Annotated in this window: 22 protein-coding genes; 10 read left to right on the top strand and 12 right to left on the bottom strand. The window is 56.3% G+C overall.

The annotated features are described in order from the left end of the window. The 5 genes from NTX17_11100 to NTX17_11080 form a co-directional block, all read right to left on the bottom strand. Positions 1-1,544 (bottom strand): hypothetical protein (locus NTX17_11100; protein ID MCX5801915.1); only part of this gene is annotated, 1,544 nt, incomplete at its 3' end. Positions 1,545-1,829: 285 nt separating this feature from the next. Next, the gene (locus NTX17_11095) at positions 1,830-2,450 is read right to left on the bottom strand and encodes an MBL fold metallo-hydrolase (protein MCX5801914.1); all 621 of its coding nucleotides are present in this window, start codon (positions 2,448-2,450) and stop codon (positions 1,830-1,832) included. A 241-nt stretch (positions 2,451-2,691) separates the two neighbouring features. Further along, positions 2,692-4,500 carry a signal peptide peptidase SppA gene (sppA, locus tag NTX17_11090; protein MCX5801913.1) on the bottom strand — a complete coding sequence of 603 codons (1,809 nt, stop codon included), beginning with the start codon at positions 4,498-4,500 and terminating at the stop codon, positions 2,692-2,694. Further along, positions 4,500-5,081 carry a tetratricopeptide repeat protein gene (locus tag NTX17_11085; protein MCX5801912.1) on the bottom strand — a complete coding sequence of 194 codons (582 nt, stop codon included), beginning with the start codon at positions 5,079-5,081 and terminating at the stop codon, positions 4,500-4,502. Before NTX17_11085 ends, sppA begins: the two co-directional genes overlap by 1 nt. Before the next feature lie 14 nt (positions 5,082-5,095). After that, a complete protein-coding gene (locus tag NTX17_11080; GenBank protein ID MCX5801911.1) occupies positions 5,096-6,307 on the bottom strand; it encodes a 2,3-bisphosphoglycerate-independent phosphoglycerate mutase in 1,212 nt (403 codons plus the stop codon). Between the two features lie 423 nt (positions 6,308-6,730). On the opposite strand from NTX17_11080, the gene NTX17_11075 reads away from it, so the two are divergent. Then, positions 6,731-7,144: an AraC family transcriptional regulator gene (locus tag NTX17_11075; GenBank protein MCX5801910.1), complete on the top strand. Its 414-nt coding sequence runs from the start codon at positions 6,731-6,733 to the stop codon at positions 7,142-7,144. An 87-nt stretch (positions 7,145-7,231) separates the two neighbouring features. Here NTX17_11075 and NTX17_11070 read toward each other — a convergent pair whose 3' ends face one another. From NTX17_11070 to NTX17_11040, 7 genes are all read right to left on the bottom strand, one after another. Beyond that, a complete protein-coding gene (locus NTX17_11070; GenBank protein ID MCX5801909.1) occupies positions 7,232-8,662 on the bottom strand; it encodes a hypothetical protein in 1,431 nt (476 codons plus the stop codon). A 41-nt stretch (positions 8,663-8,703) separates the two neighbouring features. Further along, on the bottom strand, positions 8,704-10,716 hold the full coding sequence (locus tag NTX17_11065) for a hypothetical protein (GenBank protein MCX5801908.1): 2,013 nt from the start codon (positions 10,714-10,716) through the stop codon (positions 8,704-8,706). Between the two features lie 8 nt (positions 10,717-10,724). After that, entirely contained in the window at positions 10,725-11,705 is a 981-nt protein-coding gene (locus tag NTX17_11060) for an NHL repeat-containing protein (GenBank protein MCX5801907.1), read from the bottom strand. A 16-nt stretch (positions 11,706-11,721) separates the two neighbouring features. Further along, positions 11,722-12,768 (bottom strand): PorV/PorQ family protein, encoded by a 1,047-nt coding sequence (locus tag NTX17_11055; GenBank protein MCX5801906.1) that lies wholly within the window; start codon positions 12,766-12,768, stop codon positions 11,722-11,724. Positions 12,769-12,828: 60 nt separating this feature from the next. After that, complete coding sequence (locus tag NTX17_11050) at positions 12,829-15,711, bottom strand: TonB-dependent receptor (GenBank protein ID MCX5801905.1); 2,883 nt, start codon at positions 15,709-15,711, stop codon at positions 12,829-12,831. Positions 15,712-15,951: 240 nt separating this feature from the next. Beyond that, on the bottom strand, positions 15,952-16,383 hold the full coding sequence (rpiB, locus tag NTX17_11045) for a ribose 5-phosphate isomerase B (protein ID MCX5801904.1): 432 nt from the start codon (positions 16,381-16,383) through the stop codon (positions 15,952-15,954). 236 nt (positions 16,384-16,619) lie between these two features. Next, on the bottom strand, positions 16,620-18,038 hold the full coding sequence (locus NTX17_11040; GenBank protein MCX5801903.1) for a 5'-deoxyadenosine deaminase: 1,419 nt from the start codon (positions 18,036-18,038) through the stop codon (positions 16,620-16,622). Between the two features lie 243 nt (positions 18,039-18,281). Here NTX17_11040 and hpt point away from each other — a divergent pair, with 243 nt between their 5' ends. The 9 genes from hpt to NTX17_10995 all read left to right on the top strand — a co-directional run bounded on the left by hpt (position 18,282) and on the right by NTX17_10995 (position 25,757). Then, a complete protein-coding gene (hpt, locus tag NTX17_11035; GenBank protein ID MCX5801902.1) occupies positions 18,282-18,809 on the top strand; it encodes a hypoxanthine phosphoribosyltransferase in 528 nt (175 codons plus the stop codon). An 11-nt stretch (positions 18,810-18,820) separates the two neighbouring features. After that, positions 18,821-19,522 (top strand): deoxynucleoside kinase, encoded by a 702-nt coding sequence (locus tag NTX17_11030; protein MCX5801901.1) that lies wholly within the window; start codon positions 18,821-18,823, stop codon positions 19,520-19,522. Continuing rightward, positions 19,473-19,757, top strand: a complete 285-nt coding sequence (locus tag NTX17_11025) for a EutN/CcmL family microcompartment protein (protein ID MCX5801900.1) — start codon at positions 19,473-19,475, stop codon at positions 19,755-19,757. Before NTX17_11030 ends, NTX17_11025 begins: the two co-directional genes overlap by 50 nt. A gap of 16 nt (positions 19,758-19,773) precedes the next feature. After that, positions 19,774-20,388, top strand: a complete 615-nt coding sequence (gene udk / locus NTX17_11020; protein ID MCX5801899.1) for a uridine kinase — start codon at positions 19,774-19,776, stop codon at positions 20,386-20,388. A gap of 94 nt (positions 20,389-20,482) precedes the next feature. Further along, the gene (locus NTX17_11015) at positions 20,483-21,139 is read left to right on the top strand and encodes a thymidine kinase (GenBank protein ID MCX5801898.1); all 657 of its coding nucleotides are present in this window, start codon (positions 20,483-20,485) and stop codon (positions 21,137-21,139) included. Next, a complete protein-coding gene (locus tag NTX17_11010) occupies positions 21,136-22,179 on the top strand; it encodes a BMP family ABC transporter substrate-binding protein (protein MCX5801897.1) in 1,044 nt (347 codons plus the stop codon). The genes NTX17_11015 and NTX17_11010 overlap by 4 nt, the downstream gene beginning before the upstream one ends. Before the next feature lie 37 nt (positions 22,180-22,216). Next, positions 22,217-23,707, top strand: a complete 1,491-nt coding sequence (locus NTX17_11005; GenBank protein ID MCX5801896.1) for an ABC transporter ATP-binding protein — start codon at positions 22,217-22,219, stop codon at positions 23,705-23,707. Positions 23,708-23,750: 43 nt separating this feature from the next. Next, positions 23,751-24,839: an ABC transporter permease gene (locus tag NTX17_11000; protein ID MCX5801895.1), complete on the top strand. Its 1,089-nt coding sequence runs from the start codon at positions 23,751-23,753 to the stop codon at positions 24,837-24,839. 3 nt (positions 24,840-24,842) lie between these two features. Further along, positions 24,843-25,757: an ABC transporter permease gene (locus NTX17_10995; GenBank protein ID MCX5801894.1), complete on the top strand. Its 915-nt coding sequence runs from the start codon at positions 24,843-24,845 to the stop codon at positions 25,755-25,757. Positions 25,758-25,789 lie beyond the last annotated feature (32 nt).

The raw sequence follows: 25,789 nt of genomic DNA, 5'->3' as shown, positions 1-25,789 counted from the left end.
CCACCTCTGGCACGCCCTCCTGCCAAGAAACGAGCAAAGTAGACCCCGGGTCTCACCTCCTTACCCTTCTCATCCCTACCGTCCCACAATACCTCTCCCTCTCCCCCTGGACACTCTATACGCCTCACTAACCTCCCGGATATATCCATAACCTCAAACTCCGCCTCTCTCCTGGCCCCCGCGTAATAACCCAACATGAAACCCACTCCTGACGGGTTGGGCCTCACTCCAATAAAGCCTACTCTCACTCCTCCCTCACACGGCTTCACCAACACCGGTCCCACTTCCTCGCACAACTCCCCAAAAGGCGACTCCACATCCAACCAGTATCGATACCTCCGTCCCAACTCTGCACGGTACACCTTGAACCTCACCTGTCCCCGACAGCTCCACTCAACCACCACCCGCTCTCCCTCTACACGAGCGCTGAAACCCTTGACCCACGGCTCGGACAGAAAATCATCCGAATACCGAGCCCAGATGTCATAGTCCCAACCACCGGAACTAACTTGCCGCTCCCACACCACCCACACCCGACCTCCCGTACCTACGCCAACATCTGGCCACCCATCTACTGCCACAAGCTCGCTGTCAGGCTCGGTCACCAACTCCTCTCCCTTCCACCAACAACCCGCCCACCGGCTCACGTACACGTCCCCCCGATACACGTTGTTATGATCCGCCCTCGGCCACACTACTACAGGCCCACCGTCCACAGTGCCGCTCATCATGGGCTTGTAGTCCCACTCACCCGAAGTCGCATACGGCAAAGGAATAGGACCACTGAAACTCCAATCCTCACCATCCCAAAAGGCACCGCAAATATCAGAAGTGCTGTCAAAGTACACTATCCAAGGTCCCTCACTGCCACTGAAACATATCGAAGGACCACGGCCCTTAATGGAAAGAAGGGACTCCGACCAACTTGTGTCGCCCCGATAGATGCAGTGAAGCGTATGGCCTCCGTCTCTCTCCATCCACACAACCCAAGGCACACCCGAGCCAGAGACCGCTATGTCAGGATCCCAATCCTCAATCACCGGATTGTCTATGTGTTCCAACGATGACCATACCCCATCCGCACGACTGCGGAAGAAAAGATCACAATCATACGCGGTTCCTCTCTTGACATACGCACTTATCACTCCCCAAACCAGACTAGTGTCCAAACACGCCATCTCATAGCTCTGTCCTTCCCCGCCTTCCGCATACAGCGTCTCAGGCTCACACCATCCTGCACCTGCCCAGTGCGTCGTCAACACGTCACAGTAAGGCGACGTCCCACCTCGATACCGCTCCCACACCACCCACGGAATACCGTCCCGCCCCATGGACGCTCCCCCCAACCACGCATCCTTCTGCACGTTGTCCGGGTGCACCCTCTCCTCGGGTGTCCAACCTTCCCCCGTCCAACGTGAGTACATAATCTCAAAATCACCCTGACTAGCGTCAATACCCATCCAAAACACCCAAGCCGTCCCTACACTGTCAACAACCACCATGGGGTTCAAATCGTCGGAGGTGTCCTCCACGTTCACCTGCATCTCAGGACTCCACGTGGCGGTAAAGGCAGGCAATGCTGTTGAAAGGAGAAAAGCAGAAGACAGGACAAAGATCGTCAAGAGCAGTACTGTGCGGGCAAGCAGATGTGTGCGGCCAGGAGCGCGGCCAAACCCATGGCCAGGCCCATGACCGAAACTCGGCCTCTCGTCTTGCCTGTGTGAAATAGCCCCCCGACGACCGGACCACATGTCACAAACCTCGAGTGAAACCAGGGTACACTTCGTCGTCGCCAGTGACGTAAATCCGTAACCGCCGGAAACGACGTCCTATTTCTCCAGCTTGAGTATCTCCACCGGCACGCTGCACTTCTCTTTGAAGGTCGCGGCGTCCTTGTCGGTCCCCAGGTCCTTGATGACCCCGTAGTGCATCGGAATCGCCATTTGAGGCTTGATGGCGTCGGCTGCCTTGGCGGCCTCCTCTGCCGTCATTACGTAGATGCCGGAAACCGGAAGAAATGCGATGTCGGCCTTGAAGGTCTTCATCTCGGGGATGAGATCGGTGTCGCCGGCATGGTAAATGCGTGTTCCGCCAACCGTGATGATGTAGCCTACCCAGCCCTTGTCCTTGGTATGGAATTTCTTGTCAATGTTGTACGCAGGAACCGCCTCGATTGTCACACCTTTGACAGTGATCTTGTCGCCGGGCTTCACAATCTTCGTCTCTCCCGAGAGCTTCTTTGCGCAATCGGCGGTCGTCACTATCACTGTGCCCTTCTTCTGAATCTTTGCAACGTCCGCGGGCGAGCAGTGGTCGAAATGGTCATGCGTGACGAGAATGATGTCTGCGGATGCTGCTCCCTGTTTGAGCTCGAGGGGATCAAGATAGATGACGTTCTCGGTGTCTATTCGGAAGCAATCGTGACCGAGCCAATGGATCTTCTTTAGCATCATCTTCACCCTTTCCTTGGAGGCGGCCGCGTTAGAATTCGCCTGTTTCGAAACATTCACCGCGCCGCCGGACGCCATCGCAGCAGACCCCGTCGTGGCAGGCGCCATCGCGGGAGACGCCGCCCTTGCGGACGTAGTTGCAGTGACCGCAAGCACCATGACACATGAGACGAGCAGAACCAAAACGACGGTCGCGTTTGTCAAAACGCGGAACGTATTTGAGGCTCGCATCGCTTACCTCCTATTTTATCTCCACGCGATACGGCATCAGGTAGTAGGGCTTTCCCGGGCGAATGAGCCTCTGTGCGAGCAGCGGCTCGAGCACGCTTCTCAAGTCGGACGGAAGCCCGGTCGTGGCCCCCGCCACAGCCCCGTCCAGAGTGCCCCCCACAACTCCCCCAAGGGTCCCTTCCACGGCCGTCCTGAGCAAAGCCTCGGACGAGAATCTCCTGAATATTCTTTGAAGGACGGACACTCTTCTCTTGGGATAGATGGCGAGCGTCACGGGAGAATCTTTGGGTATACCCGCTTGCACCTTCGCTATCTCCACTGCGCGGTCGAGCCCGCCGATCACGTCCACAAGGCCTACGTCGACTGCCTGCGCCCCCGTCCAGACCCTACCTCGCGCAACGCCGTCCACTTCTTTCTCCGTCATGCCCCTGCCCTCTGCAACCTTGCGCACGAACGCGATGTACCATTCCCACATCTGCTCCAGGAGTTTTCTCCGTTCCGCGGGAGTGAAGCTCCGCGTGTCGGAGAACATCGCGGCGTTCGCGCCGCGGGTCACTATTTCCCTGTTCATCCCAAGCTTGTCGTATAGTCCTTTCGTCCCGAACTTGCCGCTCACCAGCCCGATCGAACCCGTGACGGTCCCTGGTTCGGCAACAATCGTGTCTGCGGCCATGGCGATGTAGTAGCCGCCCGAAGCCGCCACGTCGGACATCGAGGCCACGAAGGGTTTCTCTCTCTCCGCCAGTTTGACTTCTCTCCACACGATGTCCGAAGCGAGACCCGACCCACCCGGGCTATCTATGCGAAGGACGATCGCCTTGATGTCCTTGTTTTTCCTCGCATCTCTCAAGGCTTCCACCATCGTGTCGGAACCCAGCGTTTTTCCCCAGAGAGGACTGTACGAGCTCTTCCCTTCCGTTATCGTACCGACGGCGTATATGACGGCGATCTTGGGGCCCCGCGCGATCTTGAGCGAAGCCGGCCTCACGCGCACGTAGTCCTCGAGGGAAACCGTCGTGAACTCGGCCTCTTTCTTGACGCCGAGAAGCGTGTGCAGCTCGTCTTCGTAGATGAGACTGTCAACCAAACCCGCGCGAAGCGCTTCCGGAGCGGTGAACGAACCTTCGTCTATCAGCTTGCGCACTTCTTCCGGCTTGAAGCCCCTCGCCTTCGCGATCGCATCAACGAGCCTGTTGAAGTAGTCGTCGAGCATTGCGTTTGCGACTTCTCTGTGGGCTTCGGTGAAGGTCTTCTGAGTCAGCATGTCAGAGGCACTCTTGTAAATTCCGATGTGCTCCATGTCGGGCGTGATGCCCAGTTTATCGAGAGTCCCCCTGAGGAACGTCACTTCGGACACGAGGCCGTCTACGAACAGATCGCTGGCTTCCGGCATGTACACTTTGTCGCACGCCGATGCGAGGTAGTATTCCTTGTCGCCTCCGGAGATGAGGTAACAAACAACAGGCTTGTGAGTCTTTTCCTTGAACCAAACCAGTTTGTCTCTTATCTCCTCGGTCTTGCTCCACCCGAAATAGAAGGGCGAGATCTTCACGACCACGCCCCTGATTCTCTTGTCGATTTTCGCTTTGTCCAAGCATTCAAGCACGTCTTTCAGTGTGATCTGTTGCTTTTCCAGAAGCGGCATGTCAAAAAGACTGGTGGCCTCCTCGGGCAGAGTCCCTCCGAGCGACACAACCAGGAAACTGCCTTCTTTGACCTCCGGTGTCTTTCCAACGAGCATAGCAACAAACAACACTGCGGCTGCAATGAGCACTCCAAAGAATACCAGGAGCGCAATGAGCGGTCTCCTGTTGCCCATTAATCGTTCCTCCTTTCCTCATCCTCCTTGGATGGTTTTTCCAACCTGGCTTTCACTTTTTCTCTGCTTTGTTTCTGGGTGCCGGTTTGCTGCCTGAAGGACTCAAGCTGCAATTCCCGCATCGCCTTTCGATATTCGGCCGCCGCCTCGTCGTACATTCCCTTGTAACAGTAAGCATCTCCCAGCGTGTAGTAGATCTCTCGATCGTCCGGTCTCGCCGCGGCCGCCTGCTTCAATTCCGCGATGGCTTCGTCAAAACGGCCGGCCTGGATGAAGATGTGACCGAGACTTGCGTGAACATCGGCGTCGCCAGGCACCAGAGAGACTGCGACGTTCAATTGCTCTATTGCCTCCTCCGGAAAGCCTGCCTGGCTGTACATGAGACCCAGCCCCAACCTGATGTCGCAATCGTCGGGGGCAAGTTCCGAGGCCGTTCTGAGTTCCGCTATGGCCTCAAGGTACATGCGTCTCTGCCCGTACGCCACTCCCAGGCCGTAGTGAGCGCGCGGATCGAAGGGATTGTCCTCCGCCGCCCGGCGCCATCGCTCGATTGCCGCTTCGATACTCTTTTCGTCTGGCAAAGTAAGCTCTCCTTTCACGCTCCGTACTTGGTGAGCCTTCCCGCGTGTGCAAGTATGAGGCTCATCAAATGAACCATCCGCATCCTGCCGATTCCACCCTTCGCGCAGCTTATCTCGTCAAAATGAACAACGTCATCCACCCTGCACGTCTTTGCCCAGAGAAGCACTGGCACCGGATGCCAGCTGTGCGCTTTCATGGCAGAAGGAGTTGAGTGATCCGCAGTCACGACGACTACGTCGGGGGAAAGAGCAAGAAGCGAGGGTATCTTTGAGTCAACCAGCTCTATGGTCTTCACCTTGTCTTCGAAATTACCGTCTTCTCCGTAGCTGTCCGTCTTCTTGACGTGAATGTAAAAGAAGTCGAACTTCTGGAATTCCCGCTCGACAAGACCTATTTCGGCATCCATGTCGTCGCACGCGGGGAGCACCTCCATTCCTATGAGCCGCGCCAGGCCTCTGTACATCGGATATTTCGCCACGGCGGCGGCCTCGATCTTGAACCGATCGCGAAAAGACTTGAACGGCTTCTTCGTCGCAAACCCTCTGAGGAGTATCGCGTTGGCCGGATGCTCACTCTCGAGGATTTCACTCGCCTGTTTTAGGAAGGAGCGCACGATCTCAGAGCTTCTCGACGCCTCGGGGCTGAGCGCCGCCGGCTCCAGGGCAGGGACTCCCAACCTCTGCGGGTCGGTGTCCGATACGTCTCCGGTGAGACCCTCCCCTCTGAATACGACCACGGCTCGGTGCTCGCTCTCCGTCTGGATGAAGAGCTTCACGTCGTGCGGAAGCTTGACGGAGCGGGCTAGTTTCTCGCAGAGCCTGCCGTTTACTTCGGACGATATCCTGCCGGCTCTTCTGTCCACGACGTTGCCCTTCTCGTCGACCGTGGCGAAATTGGCCCTGGCGGCAAGGTCTCTCCCTGTGAGGTGAAAATCCACTCCCAACGCGGAGAGGATTCCCCTGCCTATGTTGTGCTCGAGCGGATCGTAGCCGAACAGCGCCATGTGTGACGGACCGCTCCCGGGCGTAATGCCGGGCATGACGGCGTCAAGCACTCCACACACAGACTCAGAGGCGAGCGCGTCAAGATTGGGTTTGCGGGCGGCTTGAAGTTCGGTCTTCTTGAAGCGCGGGTGCTGAATGCCGCCAACTCCATCGAGCACAAGAAGAAAGATCTTGCTGTTTCCGGTAATCACGACATCGTCAGGCAATCTCACCAGGGACATTAAACCCTCCGGCCGATCGTTCCATTGTTCCAAATCCTCTCGGGACGGCCCGCCTATCCGGCGCGAGGTTCCTTCCGAACCTGTACTAATTTAGCCTACGCCAAAGGCTATGGCAAGAAAAGTCTCAGCCAGAAAACGCCAAGGAAAAGGGGTCACATAGGGAGAAATCACCTGATTGCGACCAAAAATATCACTAAGCTACATCATTTTTGTATCTTTTTGTTTGACATAGAACTGGAATAATGTAGTCTGTGGTTGGAGCAGTTAGGCGCGCTGCTCTCTCAAAACTAACGCCACAGGACTTACGGATCGGATGTGTTCCGTCACTGGATCGTTCTTGAATTCGACAAAGAGGTTTTGGGTTGTTAGTTTAGCCGTGGTGTTACGTAGGTCTTTTACCCCAAACATGGAGGACGTTTCAACATGAAGAAGCGGCAGAAATTCATGAACACGGCAAGAAGCGTAGTGCCAGGAGTCCGATTCTCGTCTCAGCTCTCACCCGTTGTCAAAAAGGCGGCAGGTTACATAGAGAAGAACCTGCTGTCGATCGAGACGTCGAGTGACATAAGCAATGCACTCGGGGTGAGTCGAGAACATCTCTCACGCACGTTCTCGCGCGAGACGGGCGTGAAGATCTGGGAGTATGTGAACAGGGCCAAGGTCGAGAAGGCGAAGACAATGCTGAAGGGCGGCGCCCCGTCTCTCGTAAGAGAGCTGTATCCCAAGCTCGGCTTCGGATGCCAGTCAACATTCTACAACGCCTTCAGAAGATACGTCGGTATGACTCCCAGCAGATTCAAGAAAGGCGACACGAAGAAGAAAAGCAAGAGGCGATAGAGAGGACGTTAGTCTGGAGGAACGCGACAGACAAAGGCCCGGGTAGGCTTCGCAATTGCGTTGTCGACCCGGGCCGAATCTTATCGGCTATTGGCCCACGCCCAGCAGGGTCAGCAGCTTCGCCACTTCCTGCCGCGCGTTGCCAAATCCGCTGCACCTTCTAACGGGGAAGGTAAGGCATACCGAGCTGAAGCCTCCCCCACGCAACAGCGTCCCGACGTAGCAGTCCCCAGTTTGTCCGGTGACCGTGCCGGACGGCAAATAGTATAACGGCTCTGCCTGGGCGCTGGGATGCATGATCTCGCATCCGGAGTAAATTCCCACTACTTTCAGCGAGTCCAACCCCAACGAGCTGTTGCCCCGTATTACCCACCCATTGGTAAAGTCGAAGTTGGTGGACTTAGGGATGCTCTGAGAGATGTATCTTGTGCGCAGACTGTCTATGCCGAGATATTGGGCCGCGAACGAATAAGACAGGCTGCCTCCGGTTCCAAGAAGGGCAACTCCTTCCAGGTATATCTTGCCGCCCCCATCAAGAAACTCAGAGATGCCGGTCTCTCCCATCGTCAGTGCACTCGAAGCGGAACTACGAGTGTCACCGTACCACGTAACTTCCTTGAATAGCGGCAGAACGTAACTCACTTCTCGTGCCGATTTGACCCTGCTTGCATTTCCCAGGTCGAAAACCGTGTATTGACCGCTACCCTCAAGAGAATCGAGCAGGCTGCGGTAAAATGCGTCGGTAGCCGGCGCACCCGCGACGGTCGAGGGCACATCGTCCACAAGAAGAACGTCTCCAACCGGTGCTATCACATTCCACGTGTGCGAAATCGTCGGGCTTGCGCCCTGTGCCTCGTCGACTGCTCTCACGTTCAGAGTTTTGTTGCCGTAGCTGTCGATGTAGTCGGGTCCAAGAGTCGTGTCCGAACCCGCGACGATGACCGGAGAGTCTTCTTTTCCGGTCAGCCACAACACGTAGTAAGCGATGGTATTGTCCCCATCAGGATCGGTTCCCGTCCACGCGAACGTCGCCGCAGGCAGAGTCGTATCGGGCAGCGAACCGAGGTTGAACGTAACCGAAGGCATTTCGTTCCGTAGCGGAAAATCCAGCGTTGCGGGCGTCGGATCCTCTTCCCCGGCGTTGTCAACGGCCTTCACCCAGAAGGTCTGCACGGCATAGCCACTGGGAACCGGGAGAATGAATTCCCCGCTGTTCGCGGTGGTAAACACCCAGTTGGTGTCGGGCAAGGACGCAGGATCCGTACACGTCCACCGGTAATAGAATCCTATGACGTTTCCGTCGCTGTCCCGACCCCACCAGAAAAGCTTCACTGCATATTGGACGGTGTCAAGAGGACCTTCAAGAAAGAGGCCCGTCTCGGGCAGGCGATTGGCATGCATTTTCCCGAGATCTTTCTCGCACCCTGAGACGAGAGCCAGGGCAAGCATGCTTGCCGCCACCAGAACCAGCAGCATTCTCTTTTGCGTCACTTTGTGTTGCGGCGACCGTGTCAACATAATCTCATTCCTGTTCCGTGGAGCCTTTCAGCTTCCTGCTCTCACTTTATAATGAGGAACTTCCCTGTCTCCGTCTTGCCGTGCGTCGGGCCTGAAGTCTTATCTTCGATAACGAAGATGTAAAGCCCCGTGGCCACGGCTTGATCTCTCTTTGAGATAACGTCCCACGCATACATGGAGCCGGATAGAAGCGGGGCACCTCTGCCTTCCGGGTCAGAGCCGGGGTTGTAAACGCCCCTGGCGCCCTCGGCCTTGTAGGTGTCACCGTCGAAGGTTATTTCGTCAATGAGGTCGCCCGCAAGCGAGTAGATTCTTATGACGGCCTTCCTGGGAAGGTTGGTGAACCAAAGGTATCTGTCTCGCAAGAACTCGCCGTCCCACGTTGCGCGCACCCTGTAGGGGTTAGGAAAGACAAGCGCCTTGCTCGCTCTGGCCTCTGCTTCCTCCGGGCCGGGAATGGCAAGGATTTTGTTCTGCGGCTTCCCGCTTTCAAGGCTGGGCACGTCGGGCGTGCCCGTATCGTAGGAAGTGACGGCGGCCCAGTACCTGAAACCGTCCTTGAGACCGTCGAGGACCAGCTTGTATTTGTAGGTCGTACCATCAATCTCGGTGGGGTCCGCCAATTGCTCGAGGCCGGTATTGAATCCCGCGGTATCGACGATGTCCACCTGTCTTATCGTGTCGAAATCTTCGTTGTCTGAACTCAGATAGACTCTGTATCCCTCGAAATCTTGATCCCCGGTCACTGGATCAAGAGCTGTCTCCGGAGAGTCGTCCCAGTGAAGCGTGAGTTTGCCCTTGCCGGGGATTACTTTGAGAAGCGGTGAGGGAGGAGGCGTGGGCAAGACAAAGTTAAAGTCGTACGCCTTTTGTGCCCAATTCGCATTCGCGATCAGGTTCCCCTCATCGTCTCCTCCAATAAAGGCGAACGCCACCTCGAGGGAGTCTCCGATCCCCAAGGCCGCAACTGGTCCGATCGAGAGCAGCTCAACTGCGTCATAAGCAGGAGCTTCGGAACCGGCGGTCGAGGTAATCTGACCGTTGCTCATGAGTAGATAGCGCTCCACATCCTCGTCCTTATCCGTCGCACCCGGGTCCCAACCCCACCAGTTGAATGAAGTTGTCTTTGTCGAAAGATCCAGCGTATCGCCATTCACTTTCACGCCGAGGAGTTTTATGGCCCCCCAAGAAGTGGCCCTCCCACTGTCGAACGTGTAATGATGCTCGGAAACCATCCTCAGAGTGTCGTAGTAGGTTATGTCTTTCTTGTTAAACCATCCGCTAGGCGGCCAGGTCTGGTATTGGCTCTTTTTCCCCGTGGCGAGCTCCCCGTACATCCCGAGGTACATGTCAAGCAGCGTGCTCTCGCCTATGTTTTTCGCCGTGAAGTTAATGAGCACAAAAGCGTCGGCAAACTCATAGCTCCACACCATGCTTCTTTGCTTCACAAGAAGACCTTGCGTCACGTGGTTCGTCGGCTTGCTGGTTGCGGTAAAGGAGTCACTGTAGAAAGCTATGAAGTCCTGCTCCGAATACGCCCCGGTGCTATAGTACTTGCTGTTGGACAAGGCGGAAACTTGCTCGATCCCCAGGGTCGCGGGAGCAAACTCGACCCCGCCCGCGCTGGCGGTATTCCAATAGCCGTCAACGGTGCCCGTGGTCACCAGCGTGTCTCCCTGGGAGTCTATCGATCCTACCCACAGACCCGCTCTGATGAGATGATCAACCGTCGAACCAAGAGGATATTCAAGCGAGGCGCTTCTGTTGATGAAATTGTTTCCCAGAAAACCGTAGTTCGTCACGGTCATTCCTATCCTGCTCGCGTCGTGGACGCGGATGTCGTATCTCACAGAATCGGAAAGATCCGTGGTGGGATACACGCCCTGCTCAAGCCAGGAGGGAGCGTCATGCGCATCGGTTGCAAGCGCGCAATCCGCGTGCAGCAGGAAGGCGACGCTCAAAGCAAGAAGAACAACGCTCGACGTAAGCACGGATTTCCTGCAAACGGTAGTCAGATTCGCGGTCGAAATGAGCTTGAACTTCCAGCGGTCCATGTTCTCTACTACCTCAATTCATAGATAAGTATTCTGCTATGCTCGGGGTCAGCCACGTAGACCCATTTGTCCCTGGCGGCCACCGCCGGGGGCGGACCAATCACGACGGTCGAGTCCCACGTGACAGTCCTCTTAAGAGTACCGGAGTTGTCGTATTGGAGCACCCGGTTCTTTCCGGTATCGGCGACGTAGACGTTCCCGTCGGCGTCGGCATCAGAATCAAGAGGCGAGCTGAACGGATCCGAGGGTGAAGGTCCAAGCACGACAAGCACGTTCAAGGCGAATTCGTCCGTGATCAATTTTTGAATCCTATTCTTGCCGGTGTCGGTCACCTGGAGATAAAGCCCGTCAAAACACATGCCTCCGGGACGGCGCACGTAGCCTAGCCCCTCGCCTCCCTCGGTCAGGAGACCCGGGGTGCCCAATATAGGATGTACCAGAGAGGAATCTCTTTCTCCCGAAGGTCTGTACTTCCATATGAGCTCTCTCTGTCTATCTGCGACGTACAGGAAGCCCTGATTGTCAACGGCGATGCCGCCGATCTGTGTCCAAGCGGTGTCCCTCACGACTTGAATCGGAGCGCCGCCCGAACGCGAGAATCTCTTCACGGACGTGTCCCCCACGTCCGCGACATATATCTCCTCGTTGACGCCTTCGGCAAGGTAGACCGGCCTCAAAAGCCCCGTCAGATCGCTGATAAGGGGATGCCTCTGAGGCGAGAACGTCTTGTATCCGGCCACGGTCGTGCTTTCCTGTGCAACGTATACGAATCCACCCGTGGTCACGACGATGTCCGTCGTGCCGGGAAAATTCTTCCACTCGTACGCCAGTGCGTACTGGTCGGGAATAGACACGCCTCCACCGGGGGTCTCCACGGGCTTGCCGATCTTTTGACCGCATCCCAAGAATAGAAGAGAAGGCAGAACCGCAAGGAGAACAAGAACAAGGCCTAGATCTCCACGGGCCAGATTTCTTTTGTTTCGTCCCACTCTCGCTTGACTCCTCTTAGAAAGACAGATTCATGCTGAAGATGTTCACGTTTCCCAAGTATTCGGTTTTCGAGTAGGAGTAGTCCAGGGTGCCACCCACGCCGGCGAACTTGACCTTGAGCCCGGCACCGAGCGAAAGCCCCATAACGTTCGAGTTAAGATCGTAGCCACCTCTCAGGGCCGCGATGTCGGCCACAGTATACTCAAGACCCGCCCTGATGGTTTCCGCGTTGTCGGCGTAGTGGTTCATCTCGAGCGTGGCCGTGACCTTGTGAGGATCTCGTTGCACCGGGTCGAAGGCCACTCCGAACTTGAACGTAGTCGGAGTCGTGAAGCCTTCATAGTCCTGTGTGACCGTGGCGCCGTCAAACGTGCCGGTGAACGTGCCCGACGGCTTGAGCTCGGGGCCGAAATCCCTGAGCAGCATGGCCATCCGCACGGTGCTGAGTCCCACGTAGTACTTAGTCCCCACGTCAAGCAGCCACGTGTTGGTCACGGGACCGCCCACGTCCGTTCCCAGCTCTTCCCTGAAGTACTTGATGTTTGCACCCACGAGGAGCTTGTCCGTCAGCCTTCTCGCAAGGGAAACTCCGGCGACCCAGTCGTTGAAGGCGAATCTTCGCCCGGTTCCGTACGGCATGTCTTCGGAGGTTTCATCCATCATTGTGCTGAGAGAGCCGAAGAAGACGCCCGCTGAACCGCTGAACCAGGGCCACGGTTGGGCATACGTGGCGAACGTGTAGTCAATGCCTGCAAACCACTGGACGTACGAGACCGAGAAGCCTTTCTGCGTGATCGAAGCCAGCCCCGCAGGGTTCCATCCGGCAGATGCGGCGTCGTCCGTCAAAGCTACGTACGCCCCACCCATAGCCGTCCCACGCGCAGAGGTAGGTAGCTTGAGGAAGGTTCCCGAAGCGGTCCCCACTCTCTGCCCCCCCAGACTCGCTTGCGAGAGGGCAAGACTCGGACAGAGGAGAGCAACCGCCACCGAAAGGACAGCTATCGAGAGAACCGTAGTTTTCAATGCCTTACGACAGCAACGTCTCACAAGAAACTTTCTCATTACCTCTCCGTGTCACCTACAAAGCGCGTTGACTCCCACACCCGAGCGCCCTGCACGCCGTTACCATTCATAAGAAATCGCCATCCTAAAGTTTCTGGGTATTCCCCAGTAACCGGGATTGGCATACTGAATTCTGTAGTACTCCGAGTTGTCGGTGAGCATGGACCCCTTACCAACCGTGTATGGCTCGCCGGTCTGAGGATCGACTTGGGTGGTGTTCTTTCTATCGAGAATGTTCCATCCCTGGAGCACTGCCTCGAACGTACTACTTCCCAGCTTGAACGCCTTTGTCAGCTTCATGTTCAGTAGGCTCTCGTAAGGACCGTTGCGGGAGTACTCTTCGGCGCTATTCCGGCCTCCCGAATCCTGCGGAGTGTAAGCCTCACCGGACATGATGTACCAATATAGATATAGTCCCCAACCCGGCGGTATCTTGAGTCCAAGGATCGAAGCCGAGGGACCGTCGAGCGGCACTCGGTAGTCCATGTAGGCGGTAAGCTTGTGAGGTCTGTTCCACCACATGTAAACCTCGCCCAAATTGGCCTCGCTGAAGTCGCCTCCGGCTTCCTGCACCAACTTTGCAGCGTTCGGATCCGAGCTCTTACCGGTCGCGAGCGAATACGTGTACGTAAGAGCGTACGAAAGATTCTGCACCCTTCTCTTCTTGAACGTGAGCTCCACGCCCCTGGAACGCGCGTAGTCCACGTTTCTGTAGATGAAAAACGTCGTGAGGAGGGGCTGACCCGTCGAAGGGTCTATCCCAGCCTTCAGCGTGAACGCAGTGGCCGTCGGATAGTCGTAGATGTCTTTGTAGAAGATCGTAATGTCGCCGGCCTTGTCGTCGCTGAATTGATGCCTGGCGCCCAGTTCATACTGAACGGAAATCTCAGGGTTGAGGTTCGGATTACCTATTCTCGGATAAGTCTCACTGGAAACCGAAGCGATCTTGGAATAGACGTAGAAGTAAGTGGGCCACTGCGTGAAATGGCCGTAGTTGAAGAAGAGATTGTCTCTCTCTGTAATCGGGTGCGACACCGCAAGACGGGGGCTCAGGTGGGCCTTGAATCGGTGGCCGAAAAGCTCCTGGGTATCGTGATAGAAGTTCGCTCTGGTGTAAGACGTGATGTTCTTGTTCGTTGTGTCGGCCACCGCCCTCTCGACCGCCTCCCCCGGGAACCAGTAGTCGTATCTCATACCGAGGCTCGTAATGAACCCCTCGTATTCAAGTTTGTCTTCGGCGTACAGGGAGCCCTTGTTGGGATACACGTGAAAGATGTCGTGCTGCCCGCCCAATCCATCGGGGTCGTACTCCCACGGGTTCGAGATGCTGATGTACTGCGCATCTTCGTACTTGCTTTCAAGTCCGACGCTCGCCTCATGATGTGGTTCAAAACGCTTCACCACGTCCCAATCGAGAGACCAGGTTTCAATGTATCTGTCTCTCCAATCAGACGCGTCCCCGCTGTCGGTGAAATAGATTGAGTTGAGGCTGTCCGGGAGAGCCGCGTCGTCGGGCTGCTCGTACTCGCTCCAGCGTTTTCCGGCCACGTCCCTATGGCTGGCGCTGAAGTACCTGGAAATCTGCAGATTGTGATAGCTGGATTTGCTCAGAGTCTGTCTCCAAAACGCAGAAAAGCTGTTTTGATCGTTGGTCAGCGTGTAGTAGTGATCGAGCCGCTTGCTCCAATACCACGGGTAGCTGCTGACGTTCTGCGACACTTCTCCGATGTCGTGCTCCGTGAAACCTTCACCTATGCTGAGCCACTTGGTGGCCGACATCCCGATTTTGTTGTTGGAATTCAGCTTCCACACGAGTTTCCCCAGCGCTCTCCAGTTGTTGTCGCTTCTGGGCGAGAAGAAGGAACCGTAGCCATATTCCTTACCAAAGAAACTGTCCTTGTAGCTGGAAATAAGCCTGGCGTCTCCCGCGTACGCCCTGTACCAGGGCAACAACACCCGACTCAATCCAGAGAATCCGGTGAGCTTGGTCTGCTTCCGAAGGTCACCTATGTCGGGAAGATACGTGTCGGAGACTTCGCCGGAAGCATCAAGAAAAAGCGTGATCTGCCCGGGCAGACGCACGTGAAGTTTGGGCAGCAAATATGAGGTCAGGGGCTCGGGGCCGCCAACCTGCAAATTCAGGTAGTCGTAGTTATAGTAGTTGAAAAAGGGCGTCTTGTCAGTGGAGTAAGCAGCGTAGCCATGGTAAGCGGAACTCCCCTCTTTCACTTTCACGTCGACCACGCCCGAAAGGGCTTGCCCGTACTTCGCGCTGAATCCTCCCGTTATCACATTCATCTCAGCCACGGAGCGGGCGTTCAACTGTTCGCCCGTGGAGCTCCCGGAAAGGGCGTCCTTCATGTTGACTCCGTCAATTATGTAGGCGACCTCGTCGGTTCTGCCGCCCCGAACGTGGAACTCGTCCTTGGAGCTGACGATGCCCGCCTGGGTGGCAAGCGCGTCGCTCAGCGTCTCTCCAACAGGTAGATTGTTGAGCTCCTCGCTGCTCATTGTTCTGGACGTTGAAGTCACATCGACCTCAACCATGGGCCGGACAGAACGGACGATGATCTCCTCGCCGGAACCGACCGCACCCTCGTGCAACTCAAAAACCACTCTCGAGGCCTGATTCGGACGTACCTCCACGTCTTTTCTCGTGACCGTTGTGTAGCCCACGTATGTGGCGCGAACTGAATACACCCCCGGCGGTATGCCGATGATTATGTATTCACCGTCGCCGCTAGACGTGGCGCCATATTGTGTGCCTAGGACAACGATGTTGGCGAAAGCGAGTGGTTTGCCTGTGCCTCCTATGGTTACCTTGCCGAGGATACGACCCACGTCTGCAGAAAGTGCAGCAGAGGTCCAGAAAAGCACTGCCAACACGAGAAAAACTGCGATTGAGGATTTTGCGGTACAGGATGACCTGAAGGAAGCGGCCACGTTAGACAGCTCCTCTCTTCTGGAAGACTGGTTTGATACGGCTAAACATGGTGGGGAGAAACCATGGCCTGAGCCACAATGAGGCACCCTCTCGAGCGAGGAACCCTTTCCACCCCCCCCCGTCTACTATTACTGACGACAGAGACACTAGCAGAGTATCGCAATCTTCGTCAACAAAATTTGGAGACTTCCCGGCAAAAAATCTCTGCTTTCTCTTGGCGCGGCCCGAAATAGGCCGACTCATCCCTTTTCTGCGGCCATTATCTTCTGGACTCTCAGGCCATGCCTTCCTCCTTCGAAGGAAGTCGAGAGCCATGCTCTCACCATCGTGCGGGCAAGGCCCGGATTGACCACCTTGGAGCCGAGAGCGAGGACGTTGGCGTCATTGTGACCACGGCTGCTTCTGGCAGTTGATACATCATGGCAGAGGGCTGCTCGGATTCCCTTGACCTTGTTGGCGGCGATGGAAGAACCTATCCCCATCGTATCTATGACGATTCCTCTCTCGCATTCTCCCGCGGCAACGGCTCGTGCGACGGCCACGGCAAGGTCGGGGTAATCCACGGACCCTTCGCTCATGGTTCCCAGATCCTTTACGATGACGCCGAGTTCTTCCTCTAGATACTTCTTCAGCGTCTCCTTCAGCTTGAAACCCCCATGATCGGCGCCGATGGCAACGCGGCAATGAGTCTTGGGAGAGGCTTGCGCACTTCCGGGCGCCGAGACCTTGTCCTTTCGTCCCGAGCCCGCGCGTTCGGAGCCGCTCGGCACCGAGGGCTTTCGGTCGGATGCGATCTCACTCATGACTTCCCTTATGACTTCCCTTATCCTTCCCGGGGTGATCTTCTCTTTTTCCACGCGGTCCTCCAGCCCATTCGGATTCCGTCGGATTCTGATTGAGTCCCTAATCAATTGCAGCGAACAACGAGCTTCTTCAACTCCTCTGCGCTCTGCGCCACGATCTTTTGCTCGTCAAGTTTCGTCAGAGAGCCGTTCTCGACCAGCACCTGACCTTCGACTATCACAAATTTCACGTCCGAGCCTCTTGCAGAAAAGACTACTCTCGCACTAGGATCACAGTCGGCGCCGCAGAACGCGTGAGCGCGAGTGACGTCTATGACGGTAATGTCGGCCTTCTTGTCGGGCTCGACGCTGCCGATCGTGTCGCTCAAACCCAGCGCCCCCGCTCCACCAAGAGTGGCAGCCTCCAGGACTGCCTGAGCCCACTGGAATTCGTCCCCGTTCAGGTATCGCTGCAAGAGTGCCGCCAGGCGCATCTCGGTGATCATGTCCAGATTGTTGTTACAGGGCGCGCCGTCGCATCCGAGCGACACCTTCACGCCGGAACGCAGCATGCGACCGACGTCGGCTATTCCGGAGGATAGTTTGAGGTTGCTGGACGGACAGTGAGCAACTTTGGTCCCGGTGTCGCTCAGGATTCCGAAATCCTGGGTCTCGAGGTGCACGCAGTGAGCGAGCACGACGTGTCTTCCGGTGAGGCCGATTGAATGTAAGAAAGCTACCGGACTCACTCCGTGCTTGATCCTACAGTTGTTCAACTCTTCTTCGGTTTCAGCGGCGTGTGAGTGAATCAAGAGGCCGAGTTCGCGCGCCTTTTCCGAGACGGTTCTCAGAAGCTCGTCGCTGCAGCTCTCCATGAATCTCGGGGCTGGGGCGTAGCGAATTCTCCCGTCGTTCGCCCCATGCCAGTGCGAGATGAGGCCAAGGGTTTCTTCGAGGGACTGCCGCGTCGACTCTCTCAATCCCGCCGGAACGCTGTCACCGCAGTCCATCATCGCCTTCCCGGCGAACGCCCTCATGCCCGATTCGCTCAAAGCACGAAAGACGTGTTCCTGGTGGTGGACGCTCCCCATGTCCAGAATGCACGTGGTCCCACTCTTGAGCAACTCACAGCAACCGAGCAACGTGGAATAGTACATGGAACGTGGGTCGTGAGCGGCCTCGAGATTCCAGACCCGCTCGAGCCATTTTCCGAGGCCTGCGTACTCGACCAACCCCCTGAAAAGCGTCTGGCAAAGATGAACGTGGGTTTGTACGAATCCCGGAAGCACGTAGCACCCACCGACGTCTATCACCCTCCCCGCACTGCCGAAGGTTTCCTGCAACGCCCCACCGACGGCGGCGATGATCCCGTCTTTTATGAGGACGTCACCCGCGAACACGTCGCGCTTTGCGTTCATGGTCACGATTGTGCCGCCCTTGAGCAGAAGAGAGCTACTCAGAATGTCCTCCTTGAGGGATTCACCGACGGATTCGGACGCACCTGACCGCTCGATAGTGCCCGCGGATGCACACGTCCAAGACACGTCGAGTTAGCAGTTGACACCCAGTTGGTGCCCGTTGTAGACTGCCCGCAGAGCTTACGAGCGGTCAAGAGAACCCTTCGACGCGGAAGATTCTCCCGTGGCGCGAATCTGAACTATACACGCGCCATCAGGAGCCGTCAAGCGGGCTCTCAGTTCGAGGCACCTTGCGAGCTTCAGTTTCCGACGCATGTTTTTCTCAAGCCACAACCACTCAGGACACAGCCACGCGTTGTGAGGAAGGCAATGCAGGTTCTACTCACGGAGGAACAGATACAGAAGCGCGTCAAGGAGTTGGCCGCCGAAATATCTCGTGACTACAAAGGAAAATCTCCCGTACTCATCGGCATTCTGCGCGGCAGCTTCATTTTTCTTTCGGACCTCGTCAGGCAAGTCTCCATTTCTCCGGAAATCGACTTCATGTCCGTCTCGAGCTACAACAACCTCACGAAGAGCTCGGGCGTTGTGAGGATCCTCAAGGATCTGGAAAGAGACATTAGCGACGAAAACGTGGTGATCATTGAGGACATCGTCGACAGCGGGCTCACGTTGGCTTACATATGCAGGGTGCTGCAGGCCAGGCTTCCCAAGTCGCTCAAGATATGTGCGCTTCTTGACAAGCGAGAAAGGAGAGAGGTAGACATCAAGATCGATTACGTCGGATTTGTAATTCCCAACGAGTTCGTGGTGGGCTACGGTCTTGATCTGGCCCAGAAATACAGAAACCTCCCGTACGTGGCTGTCCTTGACGAATCTGAAATACAAGAAACGTGAGGATACCTACAGTGAAAAACAAGAGCTTCTTCCTCGGGATTGCAGGCAACATAGGCGCTGGCAAGACGCTCCTCACGAGAGAGCTCAGCATGCGCACCAACTGGCACGCATACTACGAACCTGTGATTGACAATCCTTATCTTGACGACTTTTACGCCGACATGGATCGCTGGAGTTTTCACCTCCAGATTTTTTTCCTCTCGAAGAGATTTCAAGCCCAGAAGCGAATGTTGGAGGCCGGCATCTCTTTCATCCAGGACAGGACGATATACGAAGACGCGGAGGTGTTTGCCAGAACGCTCAACCGTCTCGGCCACCTTTGCGACAGGGATTACGCCAACTACACGGCTCTCTTTGACGCGATGCTCGATTTCATCAGACCTCCCGATTTGATAATATTTCTGAAGGCGAAGCCCGAAAGCCTTCTCGAGAGAATCAAGAACAGAGGGAGGGAAAGCGAGAAATCCATTACGCTCGATTATTTGAGGATTCTGGACGAAGCTTACGAAGAGTGGTTTGACAGAGTGCGGAAGATGACCTCCATTCACATTCTCGACACGGACGTGGTAAACCTGCTGGAGAAAAAGCACAAGGTCGACGAGATCGCCGAATTGGTTCAGGCACACAATTCCGTCTCCGTAGAGACGTTAGCGGGATGCAAAGATGTTCCTTGCGCAGGTCGTAGGCAAGATAGTTGCAACAATAAAGCATAACGACCTCCACGGTAGAAAGATTCTCCTTGTTCGACCCCTGGACTCTTCCCTGGCTCCCACGGGGAAGACCGTGCTCGCCGTGGACAGCGTGGACGCAGGTAGCGGAGACGTAGTGCTGGTGGCCGATGAGGGCAACGCCGCATCGCAAGTACTGGGAATGGAGAGGGGACCCGTGAGAACGGTGATCGTGGGCGTCGTTGACAACGTGGACATTGTGAGCGATTCCAGCTCGTGACGCAGACAGGAGTCTTATGAGTCGTGGCATATTGATTGGGATAGCAGGCGGATCGGGCTCAGGCAAGACGCTCGTCGCCGACACTATAGACAAGGAACTCGGCTCCGACAAGGTCACCATCATAAAGCAGGATTCCTACTACAAAGATTTGAGCCATCTGCCTTACGAAGAGCGCTCGAAGCAGAACTTCGACCATCCTGACGCTTTCGACATGCTCCTTCTACGGGATCACCTCGAAAGGCTACTTCGCGGCGACGAGATAGAGCGTCCCATATATGATTTCACTCAGCATCGTCGCAGCCTACAAAAGGAGAAGATGGGGCCGCACCTGGTGATCGTGCTCGAGGGGATTCTTATCTTGGACGACTCCGAGCTCAGACGGATGATGGACATAAAAGTTTTCATAGACACCGACCCCGACGTGAGGTTGATCAGGCGACTGAGACGCGACCTGAACGAAAGAGGCAGGAAGATCGAGTCCATAATCGACCAGTATGAGAAGAGTGTGCGGCCGATGCATCTCCAGTTTGTGGAACCTTCCAAGAGGTACGCGGACATCATAATCACCGAAGGAGGTCACAACATCGTCGCCATCGATCTTCTGAAGACCAAGATTCGTTCGTTGCTGTAGGGGCGTTGAGGCCACTCTGCGCGGGGCCGCCTCGGGCCTCTTACGCCGCACACAAGACTGCATCAAGACTTGCTGCTTGTTTGGAAGACGCAAGATGACTGAGAACATCGTACCAAAAAACGTGGGCTGGATTGAGGTCATATGCGGAAGCATGTTCAGCGGCAAGACCGAAGAACTGATACGCAGATTGCGCAGAGCCCAGATAGCGAGGCAGAAGGTCGCGATATTCAAGCCCAAGATAGACAAGAGATACGGCACGGAGTACATAGTCTCGCACAACCTTCAGCGCATTCCTTCCAAGGAAATCGCAGATTGCAGAGACATCCTCGAGAAGGCAAGCGAGTCCGACGCCGTGGGAATAGACGAGGCACAGTTCTTCGGACCCGAGCTCGTTGAAGTGTGCGAGGAGCTTGCAAACAGAGGAAAGAGAGTAATTGTCGCCGGCCTCGACCAGGACTACAGGGGCAAGCCCTTCGAGCCGATACCACAGCTTCTTGCCGTAGCAGAGTACATAACCAAGACCCTGGCGATATGTGTGGTCTGCGGCAACCCGGCTAACAGGACCCAGCGGAAGGTCGCCAGCGACGAGAGAATCGTGGTGGGTGCCTTCGACGTCTACGAGGCGAGGTGCCGTAATTGCTTCGAACCTCTCCAGAAAACACCCGCGCGGGCGGTAAAACGCTCTCGCGCCAAGAAACGCACACTTCATCGGCACGCCCCCGGCAAAACACACACAGGTGCAAAGAGATGAAACACACCGGACCCTTCTTTTTCACCCTCCTCGTCCTGCTCGTTGCGACGTCGATCTCCTGCGGCAAGAAGGAAAAAGAGCCCGGACAATCGGAGGAACAGGCACAAACCTCTGCTTCTCCCCTCAAGGTCGGGCTTGTGTTCGACGTCGGAGGCAGGGGCGACAAGTCCTTCAACGATTCGGCTTACAGAGGATTGGAAAGAGCCAAGAAGGAGCTGGGTGTCACATTCGAATACATAGAGCCCGGCGAAGGAGCCGACAGAGAGTCTGCCTTGAGGCTTCTCGCGAGCGGCGATGCCGGGCTGATATTCGGAACAGGATTTCTCTTCACCGACGACGTGACCGTCATTGCAAAAGACTTCCCCGGCAAGAAGTTCGCGTGCGTCGACTATGCCGTTAGCCCCGATCAGACAATCCCGCCAAACCTTCTCGCGCTCAAGTTCAAGGAAGAGGAAGGCTCTTTCCTCGTGGGCGCCCTTGCGGCGTTGAAGAGTAAGACCGGCAAGATAGGGTTCGTGGGCGGCATGAAAATCCCCTTGATAAAAAAGTTCGAAGCGGGCTACCTGGCCGGCGCCAAGTACGCGAAGCCTGACGTGGAAGTCTTCGTGGCATACGCCGGCGTCACCGCAAACGCCTTCAAGAACCCCAGCAAGGGCAAAGAGCTCGCGTTGAGCCAGTACTCGAAGGGTGCCGACATCATATTCCACGCCTCGGGTTCGACGGGGTTGGGTGTGTTCGAGGCGGCCAGAGAAATGAACAAGCTGGCGATCGGCGTTGACTCTGACCAGTACGCAGAAGCCCCGGGACACGTGCTGACGAGTATGATAAAGGACGTAGACGTGGCCGTTTACGAGGCCATCAAGTCCGTTCAGAACGGCACGTTCAAGGGTGGCGTGAAGATGTTGGGAGTCGCCGAGGGTGGAATCAGCTACGTCTATGACAGTAACAATCGAGAGCTAATCGGTGATGATATACGCAGCAAAGTTGAAGAGTTCAAGGAGAAGATAATTTCCGGAGAGATTGTTGTTCCTTCCACCTGATGTCCGCTCAGCTTCCCCTTCTACCCCGTTTGTCCGCATGGAGGGCATCTCGAAGCGCTTCGCCCTCGTGAAAGCCAATGACTGCGTGAATCTCGATGTGCGTGTGGGAGAAATACACGCGCTGGTGGGCGAAAACGGCGCGGGCAAGTCCACGCTCATGCGAATTCTGTACGGATTGTACAGGGCCGACTCCGGGAGAATATTCGTCAGGGAAGAACCCGCGGAAATCAAGAGCCCCGCCAACGCCATTTCCCTGGGAATAGGGATGGTCCACCAACACTTCATGCTGATACCGCCGCTGTCCGTCACGGAAAACGTTATCCTCGGGTCGGAACCCGTTAGGGCCGGAGTCGTGCTGGACACAAAGACCGCCAGAGAGAAGATTGCCGCGCTGTCTCAGAAGTTCGGCCTGGCCGTCGAGCCGGACACGCTCGTGGAGAAACTCTCCGTGGGAGCCCAGCAGCGCGTGGAAATAGTGAAGATTCTCTTCAGGGGCGCCGAGTTACTCGTACTCGACGAGCCCACGGCGGTACTTACCCCCCAGGAAGCCGAGGCGCTCTTCTCCGTGATGAGAAAGCTCAAGGAGCAGGGCAAGACGATCATTTTCATTACCCACAAGTTGACCGAGGTGATGGATATCTCCGACAGGGTCACGGTCATGAGACGCGGTAAGGTCGTGGGCGTCGTGAACACGCGTGACACTTCTACCGAGGAACTCGCTACGCTCATGGTGGGAAGAAAGGTTCTGCTCGAAGTGGAGAAAGGGCCGGCCGTCAGGAAGAATGTCGTTCTCGATCTTGAGGACGTCCACGCTCTGGGGGCGTCGAAGGTGCCGAAGCTGAAGGGAATTTCGCTGTCGGTTTTCTCCGGAGAAATTCTGGGCATAGCCGGTGTTGAGGGCAACGGCCAGACGGAGCTTGTGGAAGTGATCACCGGCTTGAGGAGGCCCACATCGGGGGCGATCAGACTTCTGGAAAGGGATATCACTAATCTCTCGCCAAAGGAAATCTTGAAACTGCGGATTGCGCACATTCCCGAAGACCGCCTCAAGCGCGGCTTGATTTCCGATTTCACGATCGGAGAAAACCTCATCTTGGGCTCGCACTTCGGGCTTCCGTACGCCGGAAAACTGTGGTTGAAGCGCAATGCCATCCTAAGAAACGCGCAGGCCGTGCTCCGGCGTTTCGACATAAGGCCGCAGGCTCCGGAGCTTCCGGCGGGGTCGCTCTCCGGCGGGAATCAGCAGAAACTCATAGTCGCAAGAGAGCTCTCGCGCAACCCGGTCCTCCTGGTGGCCGCTCAGCCGACCAGGGGCGTTGACATTGGGGCGATTGAATTCATACACCGAAGCCTCATCGCGCAGAGAGATAGCGGCTGCGCAATCTTGCTGGTCTCCGCCGACCTGTCAGAAATCCTGAGCTTGAGCGACAGGATCGCCGTGATCTATAACGGCCGTATCGCCGGCACGGTCGACCCCCGGCAGACAGACGAGAAAGAGCTTGGCATGATGATGACCGGAGCATTGTGAGTGGATTTGCAGCGGGTGCCCGAGCGCGATTGTGTGGTTTTGAATGAACGATATTCTTAGGCAACTTGATCGCGGGCAGTTGGTCCAGAAGCTGAGCGGAGCAATAGCGGTACCGGTTATTGCCGTCGCAACGGCTCTTCTGGCGGGAGCCGCGTTCATAGCCGCAATAGGTCAGAGTCCGGTAGTTGTTTACGGCATCCTCCTGAGAGGAACCTTCGGCAACTTCTATGGCCTGGGCCAGGTATTATTCAAGGCCACCCCCCTCATCTTCACGGGTCTTTCCGTCGCACTCGCGTTCAAGGCAGGTCTTTTCAACATAGGCGCGGAAGGTCAACTCTACATCGGCGCCTTCGCCGTAGCGTGGGTAGGTTTCACCTTCTCCGGCGTTCCGGGCTTTCTTCTGGTACCGCTCTGCATCCTCGCCGGCGCTCTCGGGGGAGCCTTGTGGGGGTTCATCCCCGGCTACCTCAAGGCTAGATTCGGCACGCACGAAGTCATAAACACGATAATGCTCAATTTCATAGCCATGGCTCTCACCGGCTATCTTGTGACCTACGTATACTTCGTTCCGGAAACCGTCCACACCCAGAGGATCGCCGCGCAGGCTCAGATTCCGAGATTGGAGGAGTTCTGGCCGGTCTTCAGGGGCTCGCCCGTAAACCTCAGCCTGTTTCTCGCCCTCGGCGCCGCGGTCGCCGTCTACCTCTTCTTGTGGAAAACGAAGTTCGGCTTTGAGCTCAGAGCCACGGGCTCGAATCCGTCGGCGGCAGAGTATGGCGGGATAAGTGTCGGCTCTGCCGTGATAACGGCGATGACGCTGAGCGGTGCTCTCTCGGGTCTCGTCGGAGTGGACTTCGTGATGGGATACAAGCATTACTACGAGGGGGGCTTCTCTTCGGGAATCGGTTTCATGGGCATCGCGGTCGCCCTTCTCGGCAGAAATCATCCGCTGGGCGTGGTGCTTGCGGCCTTGCTGTTCGGCGCCCTCAGTTATGGGGGGCTTGTCGTCAACGCCATCGTTCCGAAGGAATTGGTGGACATACTTCAGGCAATCGTGATCCTGGTGGTGATCGCTGGAACAAACGTTTTCGGGAAGCTTGTGCTTTCTCTCAAGAAGAAGAGCCTGGGATAGTTTATGGATTGGATGATCGCTCTCACATTCATCTCCCAGACAATACGCATATCCGTGCCGTACACGCTGGCCGCAATCGGCGGCACCTTCTCGGAGCGCGGCGGGGTCGTGAACATTGCCCTCGAGGGCATTCTACTCAACGGTGCGTTCACCTGCGTGCTCGCCACTTATTACACGGGCAATCCCTGGGTGGGCGTCCTGGCCGCAATGCTGGGAGGGTTGGCCACCGCGCTGATACATGCGGTTGTAACCGTGACTTTCAAGGCAGAGCAGATTGTGAGCGGCCTTGCGATAAACATACTTGCCATGGGAGCCACGCGGTTTCTTCTGAAAGTCATTTTTGGAAGTTCGAGCAACTCGGACAGAATCGTCGGGCTGCCAGAGTGGAAGATCCCCTTGCTGAAGGACATTCCCGTGATCGAAACGATATTTTCCTCGCCACTGATACTGGCCACCCTGGTAGTCATCGTGGCTTCCCAGTTTCTGCTCTTCAAGTCGGTGTTTGGCTTACGGCTGCGCTCGGTCGGCGAGCACCCGGAGGCGGCCGAGAGCCTGGGGGTCAACGTGTCGGGTATGCGCTACGCCGGAGTCGCTCTGAGTGGCGTCCTGGCCGGCCTCGGCGGCGCCTGGCTTGCAATGGATCAGCACAGCTTCACGGATGGGATGTCGAGCGGCAGAGGATACATTGCGCTGGCGGCAATGATCGTGGGAAAATGGAATCCACTGGGTGCGGCCGGCGCCTGCCTCATGTTTGGCGCGGCCGAGTCTCTGCAAATGCAGCTTCAAGGACGAAATGTCCCCACTCAATTCATACAAATGATACCATACTTGGCGACCATAGTTGTTCTTGCGGGACTGATAGGGCGCTCAATACCCCCTGCCGCAGACGGCGTACCTTACGAGAAGGAAAAGCCTTAGGCCGCTCTCAATGTGAGAGTCGCTACCGGGTC

This window comes from Candidatus Eisenbacteria bacterium (genome assembly GCA_026388185.1).
Lineage (GTDB): Bacteria > Eisenbacteria > RBG-16-71-46 > JAFGJU01 > JAFGJU01 > JAPLKG01.
This window is presented reverse-complemented; position numbering and strand designations above follow the sequence as displayed.